This is a genomic window from Bacillus sp. FSL R9-9492 (genome assembly GCF_038007365.1).
GTDB lineage: Bacteria > Bacillota > Bacilli > Bacillales > Bacillaceae_G > Bacillus_A > Bacillus_A mycoides.
Genome location: NZ_JBBOXC010000001.1, coordinates 4,223,601 through 4,240,937 on the forward strand (window position 1 = coordinate 4,223,601; position 17,337 = coordinate 4,240,937).

General features: G+C 37.3%; 16 protein-coding genes. 2 read left to right on the top strand and 14 right to left on the bottom strand.

Going from position 1 to position 17,337, the window contains the following annotated elements:
- Positions 1–4: 4 nt before the first annotated feature.
- The 7 genes from bfmBAB to MKY70_RS21515 form a co-directional block, all read right to left on the bottom strand.
- Positions 5–988: a 3-methyl-2-oxobutanoate dehydrogenase subunit beta gene (bfmBAB, locus tag MKY70_RS21485; RefSeq protein ID WP_000290070.1), complete on the bottom strand. Its 984-nt coding sequence runs from the start codon at positions 986–988 to the stop codon at positions 5–7.
- Between the two features lie 13 nt (positions 989–1,001).
- Complete coding sequence (bfmBAA, locus tag MKY70_RS21490; protein ID WP_000852549.1) at positions 1,002–2,003, bottom strand: 3-methyl-2-oxobutanoate dehydrogenase subunit alpha; 1,002 nt, start codon at positions 2,001–2,003, stop codon at positions 1,002–1,004.
- 27 nt (positions 2,004–2,030) lie between these two features.
- A complete protein-coding gene (gene lpdA / locus MKY70_RS21495) occupies positions 2,031–3,452 on the bottom strand; it encodes a dihydrolipoyl dehydrogenase (RefSeq protein WP_002033960.1) in 1,422 nt (473 codons plus the stop codon).
- A 4-nt stretch (positions 3,453–3,456) separates the two neighbouring features.
- Complete coding sequence (buk, locus tag MKY70_RS21500; protein ID WP_002088555.1) at positions 3,457–4,560, bottom strand: butyrate kinase; 1,104 nt, start codon at positions 4,558–4,560, stop codon at positions 3,457–3,459.
- 87 nt (positions 4,561–4,647) lie between these two features.
- Positions 4,648–5,748: a leucine dehydrogenase gene (locus tag MKY70_RS21505; protein ID WP_002015088.1), complete on the bottom strand. Its 1,101-nt coding sequence runs from the start codon at positions 5,746–5,748 to the stop codon at positions 4,648–4,650.
- Positions 5,749–5,783: 35 nt separating this feature from the next.
- On the bottom strand, positions 5,784–6,683 hold the full coding sequence (yqiS, locus tag MKY70_RS21510) for a phosphate butyryltransferase (protein ID WP_002033959.1): 900 nt from the start codon (positions 6,681–6,683) through the stop codon (positions 5,784–5,786).
- 195 nt (positions 6,684–6,878) lie between these two features.
- On the bottom strand, positions 6,879–8,951 hold the full coding sequence (locus MKY70_RS21515; RefSeq protein ID WP_088034311.1) for a sigma 54-interacting transcriptional regulator: 2,073 nt from the start codon (positions 8,949–8,951) through the stop codon (positions 6,879–6,881).
- 137 nt (positions 8,952–9,088) lie between these two features.
- Between MKY70_RS21515 and MKY70_RS21520 the strand changes: the two genes are divergently transcribed.
- Entirely contained in the window at positions 9,089–9,322 is a 234-nt protein-coding gene (locus MKY70_RS21520) for a DUF2627 domain-containing protein (protein WP_001190193.1), read from the top strand.
- Positions 9,323–9,373: 51 nt separating this feature from the next.
- Here the strand turns inward: MKY70_RS21520 and MKY70_RS21525 are convergent, their stop codons facing one another.
- Positions 9,374–10,102, bottom strand: coding sequence for a glycerophosphodiester phosphodiesterase (locus MKY70_RS21525; RefSeq protein ID WP_088034309.1), 729 nt, complete (start codon positions 10,100–10,102; stop codon positions 9,374–9,376).
- Positions 10,103–10,152: 50 nt separating this feature from the next.
- Between MKY70_RS21525 and MKY70_RS21530 the strand changes: the two genes are divergently transcribed.
- Positions 10,153–10,299 carry a YycC family protein gene (locus MKY70_RS21530; RefSeq protein ID WP_016125813.1) on the top strand — a complete coding sequence of 49 codons (147 nt, stop codon included), beginning with the start codon at positions 10,153–10,155 and terminating at the stop codon, positions 10,297–10,299.
- Positions 10,300–10,539: 240 nt separating this feature from the next.
- Here MKY70_RS21530 and MKY70_RS21535 read toward each other — a convergent pair whose 3' ends face one another.
- From MKY70_RS21535 to MKY70_RS21560, 6 genes are all read right to left on the bottom strand, one after another.
- Positions 10,540–11,103: a PRK06770 family protein gene (locus tag MKY70_RS21535; protein ID WP_088034307.1), complete on the bottom strand. Its 564-nt coding sequence runs from the start codon at positions 11,101–11,103 to the stop codon at positions 10,540–10,542.
- Positions 11,104–11,399: 296 nt separating this feature from the next.
- Positions 11,400–12,194, bottom strand: a complete 795-nt coding sequence (spo0A, locus tag MKY70_RS21540; protein WP_002015081.1) for a sporulation transcription factor Spo0A — start codon at positions 12,192–12,194, stop codon at positions 11,400–11,402.
- Between the two features lie 286 nt (positions 12,195–12,480).
- A complete protein-coding gene (spoIVB, locus tag MKY70_RS21545; RefSeq protein ID WP_088034305.1) occupies positions 12,481–13,773 on the bottom strand; it encodes a SpoIVB peptidase in 1,293 nt (430 codons plus the stop codon).
- A gap of 119 nt (positions 13,774–13,892) precedes the next feature.
- On the bottom strand, positions 13,893–15,632 hold the full coding sequence (gene recN / locus MKY70_RS21550; RefSeq protein WP_341025680.1) for a DNA repair protein RecN: 1,740 nt from the start codon (positions 15,630–15,632) through the stop codon (positions 13,893–13,895).
- A gap of 270 nt (positions 15,633–15,902) precedes the next feature.
- Positions 15,903–16,352 (bottom strand): arginine repressor ArgR, encoded by a 450-nt coding sequence (gene argR, locus MKY70_RS21555; protein ID WP_002015076.1) that lies wholly within the window; start codon positions 16,350–16,352, stop codon positions 15,903–15,905.
- Positions 16,353–16,494: 142 nt separating this feature from the next.
- Positions 16,495–17,334 (bottom strand): TlyA family RNA methyltransferase, encoded by an 840-nt coding sequence (locus tag MKY70_RS21560; RefSeq protein ID WP_088034303.1) that lies wholly within the window; start codon positions 17,332–17,334, stop codon positions 16,495–16,497.
- Between the last annotated feature and the right edge of the window lie 3 nt (positions 17,335–17,337).

Genomic DNA, 17,337 nt, shown 5'->3' on the forward strand with positions numbered 1-17,337 from the left:
CCGATTAAAATTCCGCAAGTTCACGCATTGCTTTTTCAACTTTATCTGGATTTACCATAAAGAATTTTTCCATTGTTGGTGCATATGGCATTGCTGGAACGTCTGGACCTGCAAGACGTGCGATTGGCGCATCTAAATCAAACAGACAGTTTTCAGCAATAATTGCTGCCACTTCACTTATAATACTTCCTTCTTTATTGTCTTCTGTTACAAGAAGAACTTTACCTGTTTTAGAAGCCGCTTCAATGATTGCTTCTTTATCTAACGGATATACCGTTCTTAAATCAAGAATGTGTGCAGAGATTCCATCTTGTGCTAACTTCTCAGCTGCTTGAAGAGCAAAGTGAACACATAATCCGTAAGTGATAACAGTAATATCATCACCTTCGCGTTTTACATCTGCTTTTCCGATTGGTAATACATAGTCATCTTCTGGCACTTCACCTTTAATTAAGCGATATGCACGCTTATGCTCAAAGAATAATACTGGATCTTCATCACGAATTGCAGCTTTTAATAAGCCTTTTGCATCATATGGTGTAGAAGGGATAACAATTTTTAAACCTGGTTGGTTTGCAAACATCGCTTCTACAGATTGTGAATGATACAATGCACCGTGAACACCGCCGCCAAATGGCGCACGAATTGTAACTGGACAAGTCCAATCGTTGTTAGAACGATAACGAATTTTTGCTGCCTCAGAAACAATTTGGTTTACTGCTGGCATGATGAAATCAGCAAACTGCATTTCAGCGATTGGACGCATACCATACATTGCCGCACCAATTGCTACCCCAGCAATTGCAGATTCTGCAAGCGGTGCATCAAGCGCACGATCTTCACCAAATTGATCATATAATCCGTGTGTCGCTTTAAATACGCCACCTTTTTTACCAACATCTTCACCTAAAACGAATACTTTCTCATCGCGTTCCATTTCTTCGCGCATTGCTAATGTAATAGCATCAATATAAGACATTACAGCCATGAAACGTTCCCCCCTATTCTGCGTATACGTGCTTCAATGCATCTTCAGGTGCTGCATACGGAGCATTTTCTGCATATTCTGTTGCTTCATTTACGATATGCATAATTTCGTCTAACATTTGTTTTTCAAATTCCTCAGTCAACACGCCAGCTTCTTTTAAATAAGCTGCAAATGTTATAATTGAATCTTTTTTCTTTGCTTCTTCTACTTCTTCTTTATCACGATAAACACGATCATCGTCGTCACTAGAATGTGCTGTTAAACGATATGATACTGTTTCAATTAAAGTTGGGCCTTCACCACGACGGCCGCGGTCTGCTGCCTCTTTTACAGCTTTATATACTGCAAGCGGATCGTTTCCGTCTATTGTATATCCAGGCATACCGTAACCAATTGCACGGTCTGATACGTTTTTACATGCTAATTGTTTTTCAACTGGAATAGAGATTGCGTATTTATTATTTTCACACATGAAAATAACAGGTAGTTTGTGTACACCAGCAAAGTTTGCTCCTTCATGGAAGTCACCTTGGTTTGAAGAGCCTTCTCCGAATGTAACGAACGTTACTAAATCTTTCTTCTCCATTTTTCCAGCTAGTGCAATACCAACTGCATGTGGTACTTGCGTTGTTACTGGTGATGATCCTGTAACAATACGATTTTTCTTTTGACCGAAGTGACCAGGCATTTGACGACCACCAGAGTTTGGATCTCCAGCTTTTGCGAAAGCAGACAACATAAGCTCTTTAGCTGTCATACCAAACGCTAGTACAACACCCATATCACGGTAGTATGGTAATGCATAATCTTTCTCTCTATCAAGAGCGAACGCCGCTCCAACTTGTGCAGCCTCTTGTCCTTGACAAGAAATTACGAATGGAATTTTACCTGCACGGTTTAATAACCACATACGTTCGTCAATTTTACGTGCAAGTAACATCGTACGGAACATTTCTAATACTTGCTCATCACTTAAGCCAAGCTCTTCATGGCGCTTTTCTTTTACTTCTGCCATTTTTCATAACCTCCTAAATCCACATTTTTATGCGTGTAACGCTCTTCCATCTACAGCAAGTGCAGCTTCACCAATCGCCTCAGATAATGATGGATGCGGATGAATTGTATGTGCTACTTCCCAAGGTGTTGCATCAAGTACTCTTGCAAGACCAGCTTCAGAAATCATATCTGTTACATGTGGTCCGATCATATGAACACCGAGAATGTCATTTGTTTCTTCATCAACTACAAGTTTTACAAAACCGTCTGATTCTCCGTATACAAGTGCCTTTCCGATTGCACGGAATGAGAACTTACCGACTTTTAACTTATAGCCTTTTTCTTTTGCTTCTTGTTCTGTTAAGCCGACAGAAGCAACTTCTGGACTACTATATACGCATTTTGATACCATAGAATAATCAATTGGTGTAACTTCTTTACCAGCGATATGTTCTACTGCAACAATTCCTTCATGAGAAGCAACGTGAGCAAGTTGCAAGCCACCGATTACATCTCCAATTGCGTAAATATGAGATTCCTTCGTTTGATAAAACTCATTTGTTTGAATGTATCCTTTTTCCACAACAATATCTGTGTTCTCTAAGCCCATATTTTGCGTATTCGCTTGTCTTCCTACAGATACAAGCATTTTTTCTGCTTTAAATGCTTTGTTCTCACCGTTATGTTCAGCTTGAATTGTTACTCCATTATCTTTTACCAATGTTTCTGGTAATACTTTTGCACCAGTTACCACTTTAATACCTTTTTTCTTGAATAGACGTTGCATTTCTTTTGAAACGTCATTATCTTCTAGTGGTAATATGTTTTTCGCATATTCTAATACAGTAACTTCTACACCGAAGTCAGCAAGCATAGATGCCCACTCAATACCAATTACACCGCCACCAACGATAATGATTGAGCTAGGAAGCGTTTCCATTTTTAGGGCATGATCCGAAGACATTACATACTCTCCGTCTAACTCTAATCCTGGTAATGAATTTGGGCGAGAACCTGTTGCAACAAGTACATTTTTTGGAATTAACATTTCATTCTCTTCTCCACTTGCAAGTTCAACTGAAATTGTACCTGGCATTGGAGAGAAAATAGATGGGCCAAGAATACGGCCAATACCTTCAAACACATCAATTTTACCTTGTTTCATTAAATGCTGAACGCCTTTATGAAGCTGCGTTACAATCTTCTCTTTACGCTCTTGTACTTTAGCAAAGTTTAGTTCTACATTACTTGCAATAACTCCGAACTCTTCTCCTTTTTTAGCAGTTGCGTATACTTCCGCACTACGTAAAAGAGCTTTACTAGGAATACATCCTTTGTGTAAACAAGTACCACCAAGATTTTCTTTTTCAACAAGTGCAGTTTTTAACCCTAGTTGTGATGCACGAATAGCAGCAACATATCCACCAGTACCGCCGCCAACGATGACTAAATCATATTCTCTTGCCATTATCTCAACCCCTAGCTACTGTTTGTTTTTCTCGTACAATATATTCTTTTGGAGCTTCTTCTTCACGTAATACACGAAGTGCTCCTTCTGCTAACGCTTGTAATTCATCTTCTCCTGGATGTACGATAACATCTGCAATCCAGTGAACACGTTCTTTTATTTCATCGACAAGAATTTTACTGTACGCAAGTCCACCAGTTAATACGATTGCATCGATTTTCCCGTGAAGTACAGCACTAGCTCCGCCAATCTCTTTTGCAACTTGATACGCCATTGCTTTATAAATAAGAGTTGCTTCAGGATCACCTTTTTCAACCATTTGTTCTACTTTAATTGCATCGTTTGTACCGATAAGACTTACAAGTCCACCTTGTCCGACAAGTTTTTTAACCATTTCGTCTCGGTAATACTCACCAGAAAAACACATTTCAACTAATTGTCCTACTGGTACTGTACCAGCACGCTCTGGACTAAATGGTCCTTCTCCGTTTAAGCCATTATTCACATCGATAACTTTTCCTTTTTTATGAGCACCAACTGTAATACCGCCGCCCATATGTGTAACTAATAAATTTAAATCCTCATATTTGTGATTTAATTCATCTGCTACTTTACGAGCAACCGCTTTTTGGTTTAATGCATGGAAGATACTTTTGCGTTCCATACCAGCAATACCACTTATACGAGCAATTGGCTCCATCTCATCTACAACGACAGGGTCCACAATGAATGCAGGAATGTTTAATCCAGAAGCAATTTCATATGCTAAAATGCCTCCAAGGTTTGAAGCGTGATGACCACTAAACCCATTTTTCAAATCTTCTAACATCGCATCGTTTACTGTATACGTACCGCCTTCGATTGGACGAAGTAATCCACCACGCCCACAAACAGCGTTTAATTTTGAAATGTTAATACCATGAGAATGTAGAACTTCTAAAATCGTTTCTTTACGAAACTCATATTGGTCGATAATTCGCTTATATTTTCCAATCTGTTCTACGTCATGACGAATAGTTTCTTCTAGAACGGGTCTTTCATTATCAAAAACACCAATCTTTGTGGATGTACTACCTGGGTTAATAACAAGAATTCGATTTACAGACAATGTTGCTACCTCCACTAATAAATTTAAAAGGAAGTGGAAACCTCATAAGAGGTAACCACACCTTTTGTAAAAGTTATATATGAATGATTAGCGACGGCTAATAATGTCGTGACCGTTGCGTAAGTATGTGCTACGAGAGTTTTTCAAGCTTGCAATGCGCTCTTCAGCTAGACGATCTGCTGCTACATAAGTTGCTATGCCATCGCGTTTTGAAATTTCGATTACTTTTGCAATTGTGTCATAAATAGACTCAACACGTTTTAATGCACGTTCTCTATTGTATCCATATAATTCGTCTGCTACGTTAATTACGCCACCTGCATTAATAACATAGTCTGGTGCGTATACAATACCCATTTCATGAATAAGGTCGCCGTGACGATCTTCTTTTAATTGGTTATTTGCAGAACCAGCGATTACTTTTGCTTTAAGTTGTGGAATAGTTTCATCATTAACTGTTGCGCCTAATGCACATGGTGCGTAAATATCACATTCAACACCGTAAATTTCATTTGGCTCAACTGCTGTTGCACCGAATTCTTCTACTGCACGTTGTACAGCTTCTTTATTAATATCTGTAACGATTAATTTTGCTCCTTCAGCGTGTAAATGTTTGCATAGGTGATACGCTACGTTACCAACACCTTGAATAGAAATCACTCTTCCTTCTAGGTTATCTGTACCAAATGCTTCTTTTGCAGCTGCTTTCATACCACGGTAAACACCGTATGCAGTTACTGGAGATGGGTTACCAGAAGAACCGAATGATGGTGAAATCCCTGTTACAAAATCAGTTTCCTCATGGATAATATCCATATCATCTACTGTTGTACCAACATCTTCAGCTGTAATGTAACGTCCGTTTAGTCCTTGAATGTAGCGTCCTAATGCACGGAACATCGCTTCGCTTTTATCTTTACGTGGATCACCGATAATTACTGTTTTTGCACCACCTAAATTTAAACCAGCTGCTGCATTTTTGTATGTCATCCCTTTTGCAAGACGCAATGCATCTTCAATCGCCGCTTCTTCAGAATCATATGTCCACATTCTTGTTCCACCAAGAGCTGGTCCAAGTGTTGTATCATGGATTGCAATGATTGCTTTTAAACCAGATTCTTTATCTTGACAAAATACCACTTGCTCATAATCATATTTTTCTAAGTATTCGAAGATTTCTAATGTCATTGTCGTTTCCCCCTAATTGTTTTACCCTATTTGGTTTATTTTGAAGCAGTCGCAACTGCCAATGCTAATGAATATACTTTTGTTTCTGCTGAATCAGCACGTGATGTTAAAACAATCGGTGCTTTAGCGCCAGCAATCATCGCTCCTACCTTTGCATTTGCAAAATAGACGAGTGATTTATATAGCACATTTCCAGCTTCAATCGTTGGGACGAGTAAAATGTCTGCCTTACCTGCTACATCACTTACTATGCCTTTATGTTCTGCTGCAATTTGTGATACTGCATTATCTAAAGCAAGTGGTCCATCAACGACACAATTTTTAATTTGTCCGCGGCGATTCATTTGAGTTAACATCGCTGCATCAATTGTCGCTTGCATCGCAGGATTAACAACCTCTACCGCTGCAATTGGCGCTACCTTTGGCAAATCAATTCCTATTGCCTGGGCAACTTCTACAGTATTTTGTATAATAGCAGCTTTTTGTGTTACATCAGGTGCAATGTTCATCGCTGCGTCTGTAACAAAAATAAGACGATCGTAATTTGGAACTTCAAACGCTGCAACATGTGAAAGCACGCTGCCCTTACGAAGTCCCCACTCTTTATTTAATACAGCTTTCAAAATATTTGCTGTTGGGATGTTCCCCTTCATCAGCACATCTGCTTCGCCATTGCTTACAGATTTAACAGAAAGTTCTGCAGCCTCAGCACTTGACGCTGCTGCAATCACTTCAATATGTTCTGAAGTTTGTAGCCCATGCTCTTGTAGCATCCCTATTATTTTCTCTTGATTTCCATATAGACGAAATTGAGCTAGCTGTAACTTGATTGCTTTCGCTACAGCTTCAATTACTTCATGATCTTCAGCTACTGCTACAGCCACAGTTTTTTTAGGCTGTCCTGCTGCTTGATCAATTAAGTGTTCTAACTTCATATTTTGTAATCAACCCTTTCCGTCGTCCCTCGTCTATTCATTAAGCAAATACCGTGCCAACTTTCAAAAGTGGTCTTACCAATAATGAAAACGCATTCAAAATGCAGTAAAATCAATACTTTGGAAAACAACGAAATATTCTGTCTCGTTTTGTCGCTTTTTGTATACCACGCAATAAATTGCACGGTACGCAATTTATTGCATGCTATTTTTTGCACAGTCAAACTTTTCTAGCTTATAATATAAGTTTCGAACTGAAATTCCTAACGCTTTTGCAGTCTTCGTTTTGTTCCCATCAAATTTCTCTAAATATTCACGGATAATATTCCCCTCAAATTCTGTCACTAGGTGTTCAAGGGCCTTCTCTTCTAATTCAGGTAATAAATTATTTTGTTTCGTCTCTACTTGTTCTTCTTTATGTAAAGGCGGTAAATGATGTACATCAATATATATTTCGTTATAATTCATAAAGATAATAGCTCGTCCTAAAATATTTTCAAGTTCCCTAACATTCCCTGGCCATTCATATGATTGTAAATACGAAACGGCTGAATCGGTGAGTCCTTCTACATTACGACCATAATCTTGATTAATTTTTTGAATTAACCTTTCTGCAATCGCTGGTATATCTCCTTTACGCTGACGAAGGGAAGGAATTTGAATCGGGATTTTATTTAAACGATAATATAAGTCCTCTCTGAACTCTCCTTCTAGAATGCCCTTTTCTAAATTCACATGTGTTGCTGCAATTACCCGGACATTAATAGGTATCGCTTTCGTTCCCCCTACTTTCACAATTTCTTTTTCTTGTAGCACACGAAGGAGCTTCGCTTGCGTATTTGCAGATAACTCTCCGATTTCATCTAAAAAAACACTTCCATTATTCGCTTCTTCAAAGAATCCTCGTTTCCCGCCTCTTTTCGCTCCAGAAAACGCGCCTTCCTCATAACCGAATAATTCACTTTCTAATAAGGTCTCAGAAATAGCAGCACAGTTTACTCGTACAAACTTATTGTATTTTCGATTACTACTGTTATGAATAGCGTGTGCAAATAACTCTTTCCCCGTACCAGATTCCCCTCTAAGCAATACTGTTGCCGGTGTATTCGCTCCAAGTTTTGCTTGTTCAATAGCTGCCGTCGTTTCATCTGAATCACCAACAATATCATCAAATGAATATTTTGCTTCTAACGTTCGAATAATTTGTCTTGCCCTATTCAATTCATTTGTTAACTTTTGAATTTCTGATACATCGCGAATTACCCCGACGCTCCCTTTCAATATTCCATCGACAATAACCGGTGCTACGTTTACAATTACATCTCGCTTTTTTTGCCCAATCTTCATATGTATTCCTCGTACCGCTCGGCGCGTCCGAAGTACTTTCATATGCATACTTTCACCTTCCACAATATCAGTTGTAGCCGGCTTCCCAATAATTTCTTCTTCAGTCAAACCCGTTAACTTCGTATAAGCAGGGTTTATAACTAGTCCTCTTCCTTTCTCATCAACAACCGAAATTGCTTCCTCAGATGAGTTAATAATCGCCTCAAGTAGCGTTTGAATTTCTTTTAAGTCTGTAACTTCTTCCGCTAAATCTACAACTTCTGTAATGTCTTTAAAAATCGCAAATGCCCCTTGAGCCTCTCCACCTTCTTTTAATATCGGAATACGCGTTGTAATAATCTTTTTTTCATTCTCTAACGTCAGTTCATGATTCACTTCTATTTTTTTCGTGCGTATAATACGAAGCAACTTACTCGTTGGAATAACTTCTAAAATATATTTCCCTATTGCTTCCTCTTTTTTATATCCAGTAATACGCTCTGCGCTTTTATTAAACAGACGAACTTGTCCCTCTTGGTCTATAACAATCATACCGTCATGCGTTGAATTTAAAATTAAATTCCCTTGTTGCGTCTGTTCTTCTAGCTTTCCAATTAAGCTTTCCTTCTCATGCGCTAGTCTCGTAACAATTTTTGCAATATCCCCTGGTATAAGAAGGGTGTCTTTATGCTTGCTTCCCAATAAAACTTTATGTAAATCATAATCACCTGTCATATCAAACATTACATCAATATGCATAGAAAGAAACGGAGTTACACTATCACCAATCGGAACCCCATATTCCTTTGCGATTTGTAATCCTTTCGCAATTGGATTACTATCAATAACTCCTATAATTTGAAATATATTCGAATTTTGCAACAGACTCAGCAGTGTACTCCCACCTTCACCTGCTCCAACAATTAACACATTTTGTTTCATACATTACACTTCCTCTCGAAGTATCTCTGCAAAATTTTTCACATTCTTATCTTACTCGCTCAGCAACCTCTTGACAAACCCCCATTCCATATAACATCATTAAAATACACAAAACAATCTGAAAAGGAGCGTTATGTATGCAGCGTTACCTCGCTCTATTATTAGCACTCATCCCCATTTCATTAGCCGTGCTTGGTATTAAACTAATGAGAGATACTGTATTTGGGATTTTGTTCTCCCCAATCCCTATATTATGGTTACAATTTTTAATCGGCGCTCTTTGCTTCGCACTCGGGTTTTATATCTTCGGCGGCTTCGTCTTACACAGAGATCGTAAGAGAAATAAAGTACAAGCACGCTTCAGAAGATAAGTCAAAGTTTTCACATATCATAAATAAAAAATGAGACCATTATATTAGGTCTCATTTTTTTATCGGTAATAAAGTTCTTGCTGTTTCAGGATAATCAGTAATAATCGCTGATATATTCATATCAAAATATTTACGCATAAGCGTTTCTTCATTTATCGTGTAAGGACGAACCTCCACACCACTTTCCATCGTTAATTCAGCGATAGCATCTTGAAGATAACGATAATTCGGATGTACTGCAGTAGCACCCATCTTTTTTGCATATGCCCACGGGCTATGCAAACCTTCACGATACAAAATAGCTGTTTGAATATCAGGAGCCATCATATGACATCGCTTCATACTGTAGTGATTAAAAGAAGAAAACACAATCCGATCCTCTAGACTAAACTTACGTACAAGTGTTATAACCTCTTCTTCTAAACCTCTGTATGGGATTTTATTATTTTTCAGTTCAATATTGAGTAGCAATTTCGTTTTTGCGAGCCATTCTAACACCTCTTCTAGAAGAGGTATTTTGCAAAAACCTACTTTGTCACCGAATTTATAACTCGCATCCAACTTACATAAATCCTCATATAAATAATTTCGAACCGCACCTTTTCCATTTGTTGTCCGATCCACCGTTTCATCATGAATAACGACAACTTTTCCATCTTTCGTGAATTGAACATCGAGTTCAATTCCGTCTGCCCCGAAAGCCTCCGCCGCTTCAAATGAAATCATTGTATTTTCCGGATACGTTCCCGCCGCACCACGATGCGCAAATATAAGAGTCATCCTCACTCCCCCAATCTTATGCTATACTATACGAAAAAGGAGGTACTTCTATGAGACCATTACAAATTTCTCCAGACACTGCAGTCCGCCTATCAAAAGCGTTAGGTGTTCCACTTGAACAACTTATGCATATGCCACAGCATATTTTAATCCAAAAGTTAGTTGAATTAGAAAAACAAAATAAAGACAAAGAATAATATAGTCCTGTTTTGCAGGGCTTTTTATTATCATCTATTATATCATGGATGACCTCCCCGCTAAAATCCTTTAACAGATGTACTACGATGCGATTTAGCCTTCACTTCATCATTTAATAATGAATTATATATCTTCTTTTTTGTTACAAGTCATAAAGAAAGCAGAATATTTATTCACAAGTCACCATTGCCCCCTTAAAGCAAGGTAATAAAAAAACTAGAAGCCCTTCATATTATTTTTTATTGAACGTGCGGAGTATCCCCTGATTCGTATAGTTCTTTCGCTTTTTCCTCCCCGAATGTAGTTAAAATATAATGTTGCTCTTCTACCGCATCCATCGCTCTAGTGGCTTTACAAACATTACCCTCTTGAGCATCCGAGAAAAAATTGTGATCTTCTACAATTTTACTAAAATCTTTTTTCGCCCATCTATCAGCAATTGCTACAAGCTCATTTTTCTTCGCAAAACTACTCTTATTTATGATTTTTTTAAATTTTTCAGCGTTATTTTGAATCATTGGGATGGATCCCGATTTTCGTTCTGCCACTACTTTTTGATGAGTCATGTGATACATCGCTGTAATGACTTCGCTTTCAGTAGAATTTTCAGTAACATACACATCAACAAAGACTCCATCTACCTCTCTACCTACTATCGTTGGGTCTTCTTTTTTATCTATTTGAGCACTCACTTCTTTATCTACTGGATTATCGGCAAGCTCTAACATTCCAAATGTAACTGCAACAGCAAGAACTCCCATAGCTGCTACTATTCCTAGCCAAGTTAATATTTTGTTTTTCATTTCCTTCTCCCTCTGTATACCTATTTAATTACCTTAAAAAACTCACTTATATGTAATATTACTAAAAACAGGTTTTATTTTCCATAATATCAAACAACCCTTTTTATCTACCCAAATAATTTTGATAAAATCGATATCACTTCTCCCTCTTTTTCTCAACAAAATAAAAAGACCAACGAATTCTAAAATTCATTGGTCATTAAATAAAAGTTTATTAGTTTTAAAATTGATATCGAGTATAAATTTCAAGAATTATTAAGCTCTACTAAAACTTAAATCCCTTACTACTTTTCCTCTCAGCTAGCCTTATGTTCAAGTCTTAGCTTATCCGCAACCATTGCGATGAACTCGGAATTCGTAGGTTTTGCTTTTGACATGGATACAGTATAACCAAATAAGGACGAAATAGAATCAATATTCCCACGGCTCCAAGCTACTTCAATTGCGTGACGGATTGCGCGCTCGACACGGCTTGCTGTTGTATTATATTTCTTTGCAATATCTGGATATAATACTTTCGTAATAGATCCTAGTAATTCGATATCATTGTACACCATAGAGATTGCTTCTCGTAAGTACATGTACCCTTTAATATGAGCGGGTACACCAATTTCATGAATGATACTTGTAATACTCGCATCTAAGTTTTTCGGTTTTCCATCGATCGTTGTTGCTGATCGGAAAGATGGTAATGGACGTTTAATAGTAGCACTTTCCTTACCACTAACTTGACGAATATGACTTGTTAAATTCTCCATATCAAATGGTTTTAATATGAAATATGATGCCCCTAAATCAACCGCTTTTTTCGTCACATCTTCTTGTCCGAATGCTGTCAACATAATAACGCTAGGTTGTCTTAACCTTTCAATATGTCGCATTTTCTCTAGCACAGCCAGACCATCTAAATGTGGCATAATAATGTCTAAAACGAGTATATCAGGCTGCTTTTCTTTCAATAAGTTTAAACATTCTTGACCATTGTAAGCAATTCCGATAACTTCCATATCATCTTGGGCAGCAACATAACTCTCTAGCATCGATACCAATTCTTTATTATCATCCACAAGACATACTTTAATTTTCTCCACAGTTTTTCCTCCCTTACCGAATCGATTCTTCCGACATGTGTAAGCTTCTAGGCTACATGAATTGTTCGACAATTGTGTGAAAATTCCCTTTAAAGTTTCTTACTTTCCGATAAAATCACAAAAAAATATGTTTATCGTTCATTTTTTTACTTTCGCAACACATTCCATCATAGAATTACAGCGAAACGTTCAACCCTTTGCTTATATCTTACAACAAAAAACAGCTCTTGCGGAGCTTTTACAAAATTTCAACGAATTTTTCAAAAGAAAAGCGAGCTAATATGTATTAGCTCGCTTTTTTCTCTTGATCATAAATATTAATTCCAGCCTCATGTAACATCCATTCAATATGAACACCGTATCCTGACGTTGGATCATTTACAAATACATGTGTAACCGCACCAATTACTTTCCCATTTTGTACAATCGGACTTCCACTCATTCCTTGTACAATACCACCCGTTTTTGCTAGTAAACGTTTATCTGTCACTTTTATAACCATACCTTTTGTAGCCGGGAACTTTTGTGGTACCGTACTAACAACTTCAATATCAAACGCTTCCACCTTATCTTGATCAATAACTGTTAATATTTTCGCTGGCCCTTCTTTTACTTGATGGGATAATGCGATAGGCATTGCTTTATCCATTATGCCGTTTGTCATATCTGTGTTTAATTTCCCAAAAATACCATACGGGCTATTTATTGTAATATTACCAATCACTTCACGATCCGGTGAAAATCTTGCTAATTTTTCTCCCGGGTTCCCGTGACTTCCTCTTTCAATAGACGTTACTGTCGAACGCATAATTTGTCCATCTTCTACTTGAATTGGCTTTTTTGTATCATTATCGGAAATCACATGACCAAGCGCTCCATATTTCATGGAATCTGGATGTACAAATGTCATCGTTCCGATACCAGCTGCTGAATCACGAATATACAGTCCAATTCGGTAAGAGGATTCACCATTGTCTTTTTGTGGTGTTAGCTTAGCATGAATATATTTTCCATCTCTTAATAAAACAAGATTAAGCGGTTCACCTGTTTCTCCACTATTATGAATAAATGGTGCTACATCACTCATTCTTTCAATTGTTTTACCATTGATTTCAGTAATCATATCTCCAATCTGTACACCAGCTGTTTCACCAGGAGATACTTTACCCTTTTCAGTTTGAATTAAATGATGGCCTACAACAAGTACACCTTTTGTGTTCAATTTTACACCAATCGATTGTCCACCTGGAATAACTTTAAAATCTTTTAATACTTTCACATTTACTTTTTTCACTGGAAAACCAGCAAGTTGAAACACCATATCAGCTTCACCATTTTGGTGAGAATTTACCATAAGTTCTTGTTCATTTGAACTTACAGTAAACACATTACGATTTGTAGATGCAGCCTTAAAAACTGGTAATGATGCTATTTCTGATTGTTGTCCTTCAAAAACAACAAGTTGCTTCGGAGATGAAATAAACGTTCGAAGCGGTTTAAAACATCCAATAAAAACTAGAGAAACAAGGAGACAAAGACCTATTATTTTTCGAAATCTTTCTAATTTCAATTTGTTCACTCTCCTCGCTCCTACCCCACATTCAGCCTCTTGGCTTCACTTTTTAATCTCTCCTTGCAGCGCTTTATTTATAACCGGAAGAATTAAGAAATCGTCATTTGAGAAAAAAAAGCTATCCATTACTGGATAGCCTCTGCTGTCTGTTTGAAATGATGCGCTTGCGTAAGTAACTCTTTCGCATGCTCTGTCGTTAAATCTGTAATTTCAACACCAGAAATCATTCGAGCAATTTCTGTTACTTTTTCATCCGTACTTAACACAGTAACCGATGTAATCGTACGATCATTCGCCACTTGTTTTCTAATAAATAAATGAGAGTCCGCCATTGAAGCTACTTGAGGTAAGTGCGTAATACAAAGTACTTGCGAGTTTACTGATACACGATAAATTTTTTCCGCAATAGCCTGTGCAACCCGACCACTCACACCCGTATCCACTTCATCAAAAATAACAGATGCAACACCTTGATGCTTAGAAAAAATGCTTTTTAAAGCTAAAATAATACGAGATAACTCTCCGCCAGAAGCGACCTTTGAAAGTGGCTTTAACGGTTCACCCGGATTCGTTGAAATATAAAATTCCACATGATCGTAGCCATCCGCCGTAAGTTTTACCGGTGTTCCTTCCACGAGAGGTTCTTCTACATTTCCTACCCTCTTCATAATTCTCACTTCAAATTTCGTTTTTTCCATATATAGTTCTTTTAATTCTTGATGAATAGCGCTTGTAAGATGATCTGCAAGCTCATAACGCATAGTACTTAACAACGTTGCTTCTTTTACAATAACACCTTCTAATTTCGTTAACTGCTTTCTCGTCGTTTCAATATGCACGTCTTTATTTTCAATCGTAAAAATTTCTTGTTCAATTTTATCAGCATACGCTAAAATCTCTTCTACAGTATTTCCATACTTTCTCTTTAACATACGGATTTCATTCAAACGTGTTTCAATTTCATCTAGACGTTTCGGATCATATTCCATCATATCTAATTTTTCTCTAAGCTGGTATGCAACTTCTTCTAATAAGTAATAACTATTCGCAATAGAATCATGATTTTCTTGATACGCTTCATCTAAGTGCGTAATACTCTCCATTTGTCCCATTGCATTTCTTACGTGATCCAATCCCTGTCCGTCTCCACTTAACGAACGATACGCATCTCCTAATGCTTTATAAATCTTTTCAAAATTGGAGATTTTTAATCGTTCCTCAGTCAATTCATATTCTTCATCCATTTTTAAATCCGCCTTACGAATTTCTTCATGTTGGAATTGAATTAAATCTAGACGATGGGCCATTTGTTGTTCATTTTCACTTAAAGATTTCAGCTGTTTTTTTAACTTCTCATAGTCTGTATATACATTTTGATATATGCCCAATTGTTTAACAATGCGATTTCCATCAAAATGATCAAGCATAAACATATGACGCTCTTCATTCATTAAATCTTGTGTTTCATGCTGTCCATGAATATCAACTAGCGTTTTTCCAATCTCTTTTAATATGCTGAGTGTAACAAGTTTCCCATTTACACGACAGACACTTTTTCCGTTCGCAGCGATGTCACGCTTCAAAATAATCATGCCATCTTCTATTTCTATATCTAACTCTTCTGCCTTTGCGATACATGGATGTTTGTCATCTTCTACATAGAATAAGCCTTCTATCTCAGCCTTTTCTGTTCCATATCGAACAAATTCTGCTGAACCACGGCCACCAACAAGCAAACTAATTGCATCAATAATAATGGATTTTCCAGCTCCTGTTTCACCACTTAAAACGGTTAAACCTTTTTGAAAAGAAATATTTAATGCCTCAATAATAGCAAAGTTTCTGATCGATAATTCCGATAACAATGCCCCATTCACCTCGTTATAAACTAATCCCCTATTAAGGGCTTTTCTCAGTATTCTTCATTCAAATAGTTATACTATATGTTTGTATGTATAAATTACTCTTCTAACCCGCTCCATTGTACCAAACATTCGTTTTACGGGTCAATCCACCTATTTTCTAACTTCATTCAAAAAAAATAATGTATTGTATTTAAAAATCCGTATTTTTCGCCAATAAAAATATCTTGTTTACTTTCCACTTTACAGAGGAAAGCAAACAAGATTTTTCTGTTAAAGCATATTTAAGAAACGATCAGAGACAACACCTGTATCTTCAGGTGTACGGCAAATAATTAAGCAAGTATCATCACCACAAATGGTTCCGACGATCTCATCCCACTCTAAATGATCAATGAGTGCCCCAAGTGAATGAGCGTTACCAGGCAATGTTTTTAGCACAAGCATATGTCCTGCCGTGTCTAATTTTACAAATGAATCCACTAGATTTCGTTTTAATTTTTGCAACGGATTAAATCGTTGATCTGCTGGCAAGCTATATTTATAGCGGCCATCATGTAATGGCACCTTCACTAAGTGCAGTTCTTTAATATCGCGCGATACTGTTGCTTGCGTTACATTAAACCCCACATTACGTAAAATATCAACTAGCTCATCTTGTGTTTCAATTTCTTTGTTAGCAATAATTTCCCTGATTTTAATATGGCGCTGACCTTTATTCATACATTTGCACCTCACACTATCTCTTACCATAGTTTAAACATTGGTATACTTCATTTATTTATGTTACCGTATAATCCATTACTTGTACACAATTGTTTTTACAATCATTATACGATTACAACAAAAAGAGGAACAACATATGTTATTCCCCTTTCCCTTTTTGTTTTAGAACATCATGTGCTTCTGTAACAACTTGCTCAATAGAAACCGGAGAATGATTTTCGCCATTCTCACGCTCACCGTGCCACTTTAGATGAATTAAAAATTCAATATTTCCATCCCCGCCTGTAATTGGTGAGAATGTTAAACCTTCGATATTATAGCCTTCCTTAAGAGCAAAATCGACAATCATTTCCACGACAGCTTCATGTACTTTTCTATCACGAACAATGCCTTTTCTCCCGACTTGTTCTCGTCCAGCTTCAAACTGAGGTTTAATCAATGCAGCTACATCACCATTTGGCATAAGCATTGTTTTTAAAACCGGCAATATAAGCCTTAATGATATAAATGAAACATCAATACTTGCAAACTGCGGTAAACCACGCTCTAAATCTGCCGGTGTCACGTAACGGAAGTTCGTTCGTTCCATCACAACAACACGCTCATCTTGACGCAATTTCCACGCAAGTTGATTATATCCTACATCTAATGCGTAGGATAACTTCGCCCCATTTTGAAGCGCACAGTCTGTAAAACCACCAGTTGATGAACCAATATCTATCATAACCTTATCTTGTAAATCAAGTTGAAATGTTTCTAATGCCTTTTCAAGCTTATAACCACCACGGCTTACATACGGCATGACTTGCCCTTTCACCGTAATCTCCGTATCTTGTGAGATTTTCTCCCCTGGCTTATCGAGTCTCATTTCATTCGCATATACAAGACCTGCCATAACAGCACGTTTAGCCTTCTCACGCGTTTCTATAAGTCCTCGCTCTACTAATAGTACATCTACTCTTTCTTTTTTTACGCTCATTTG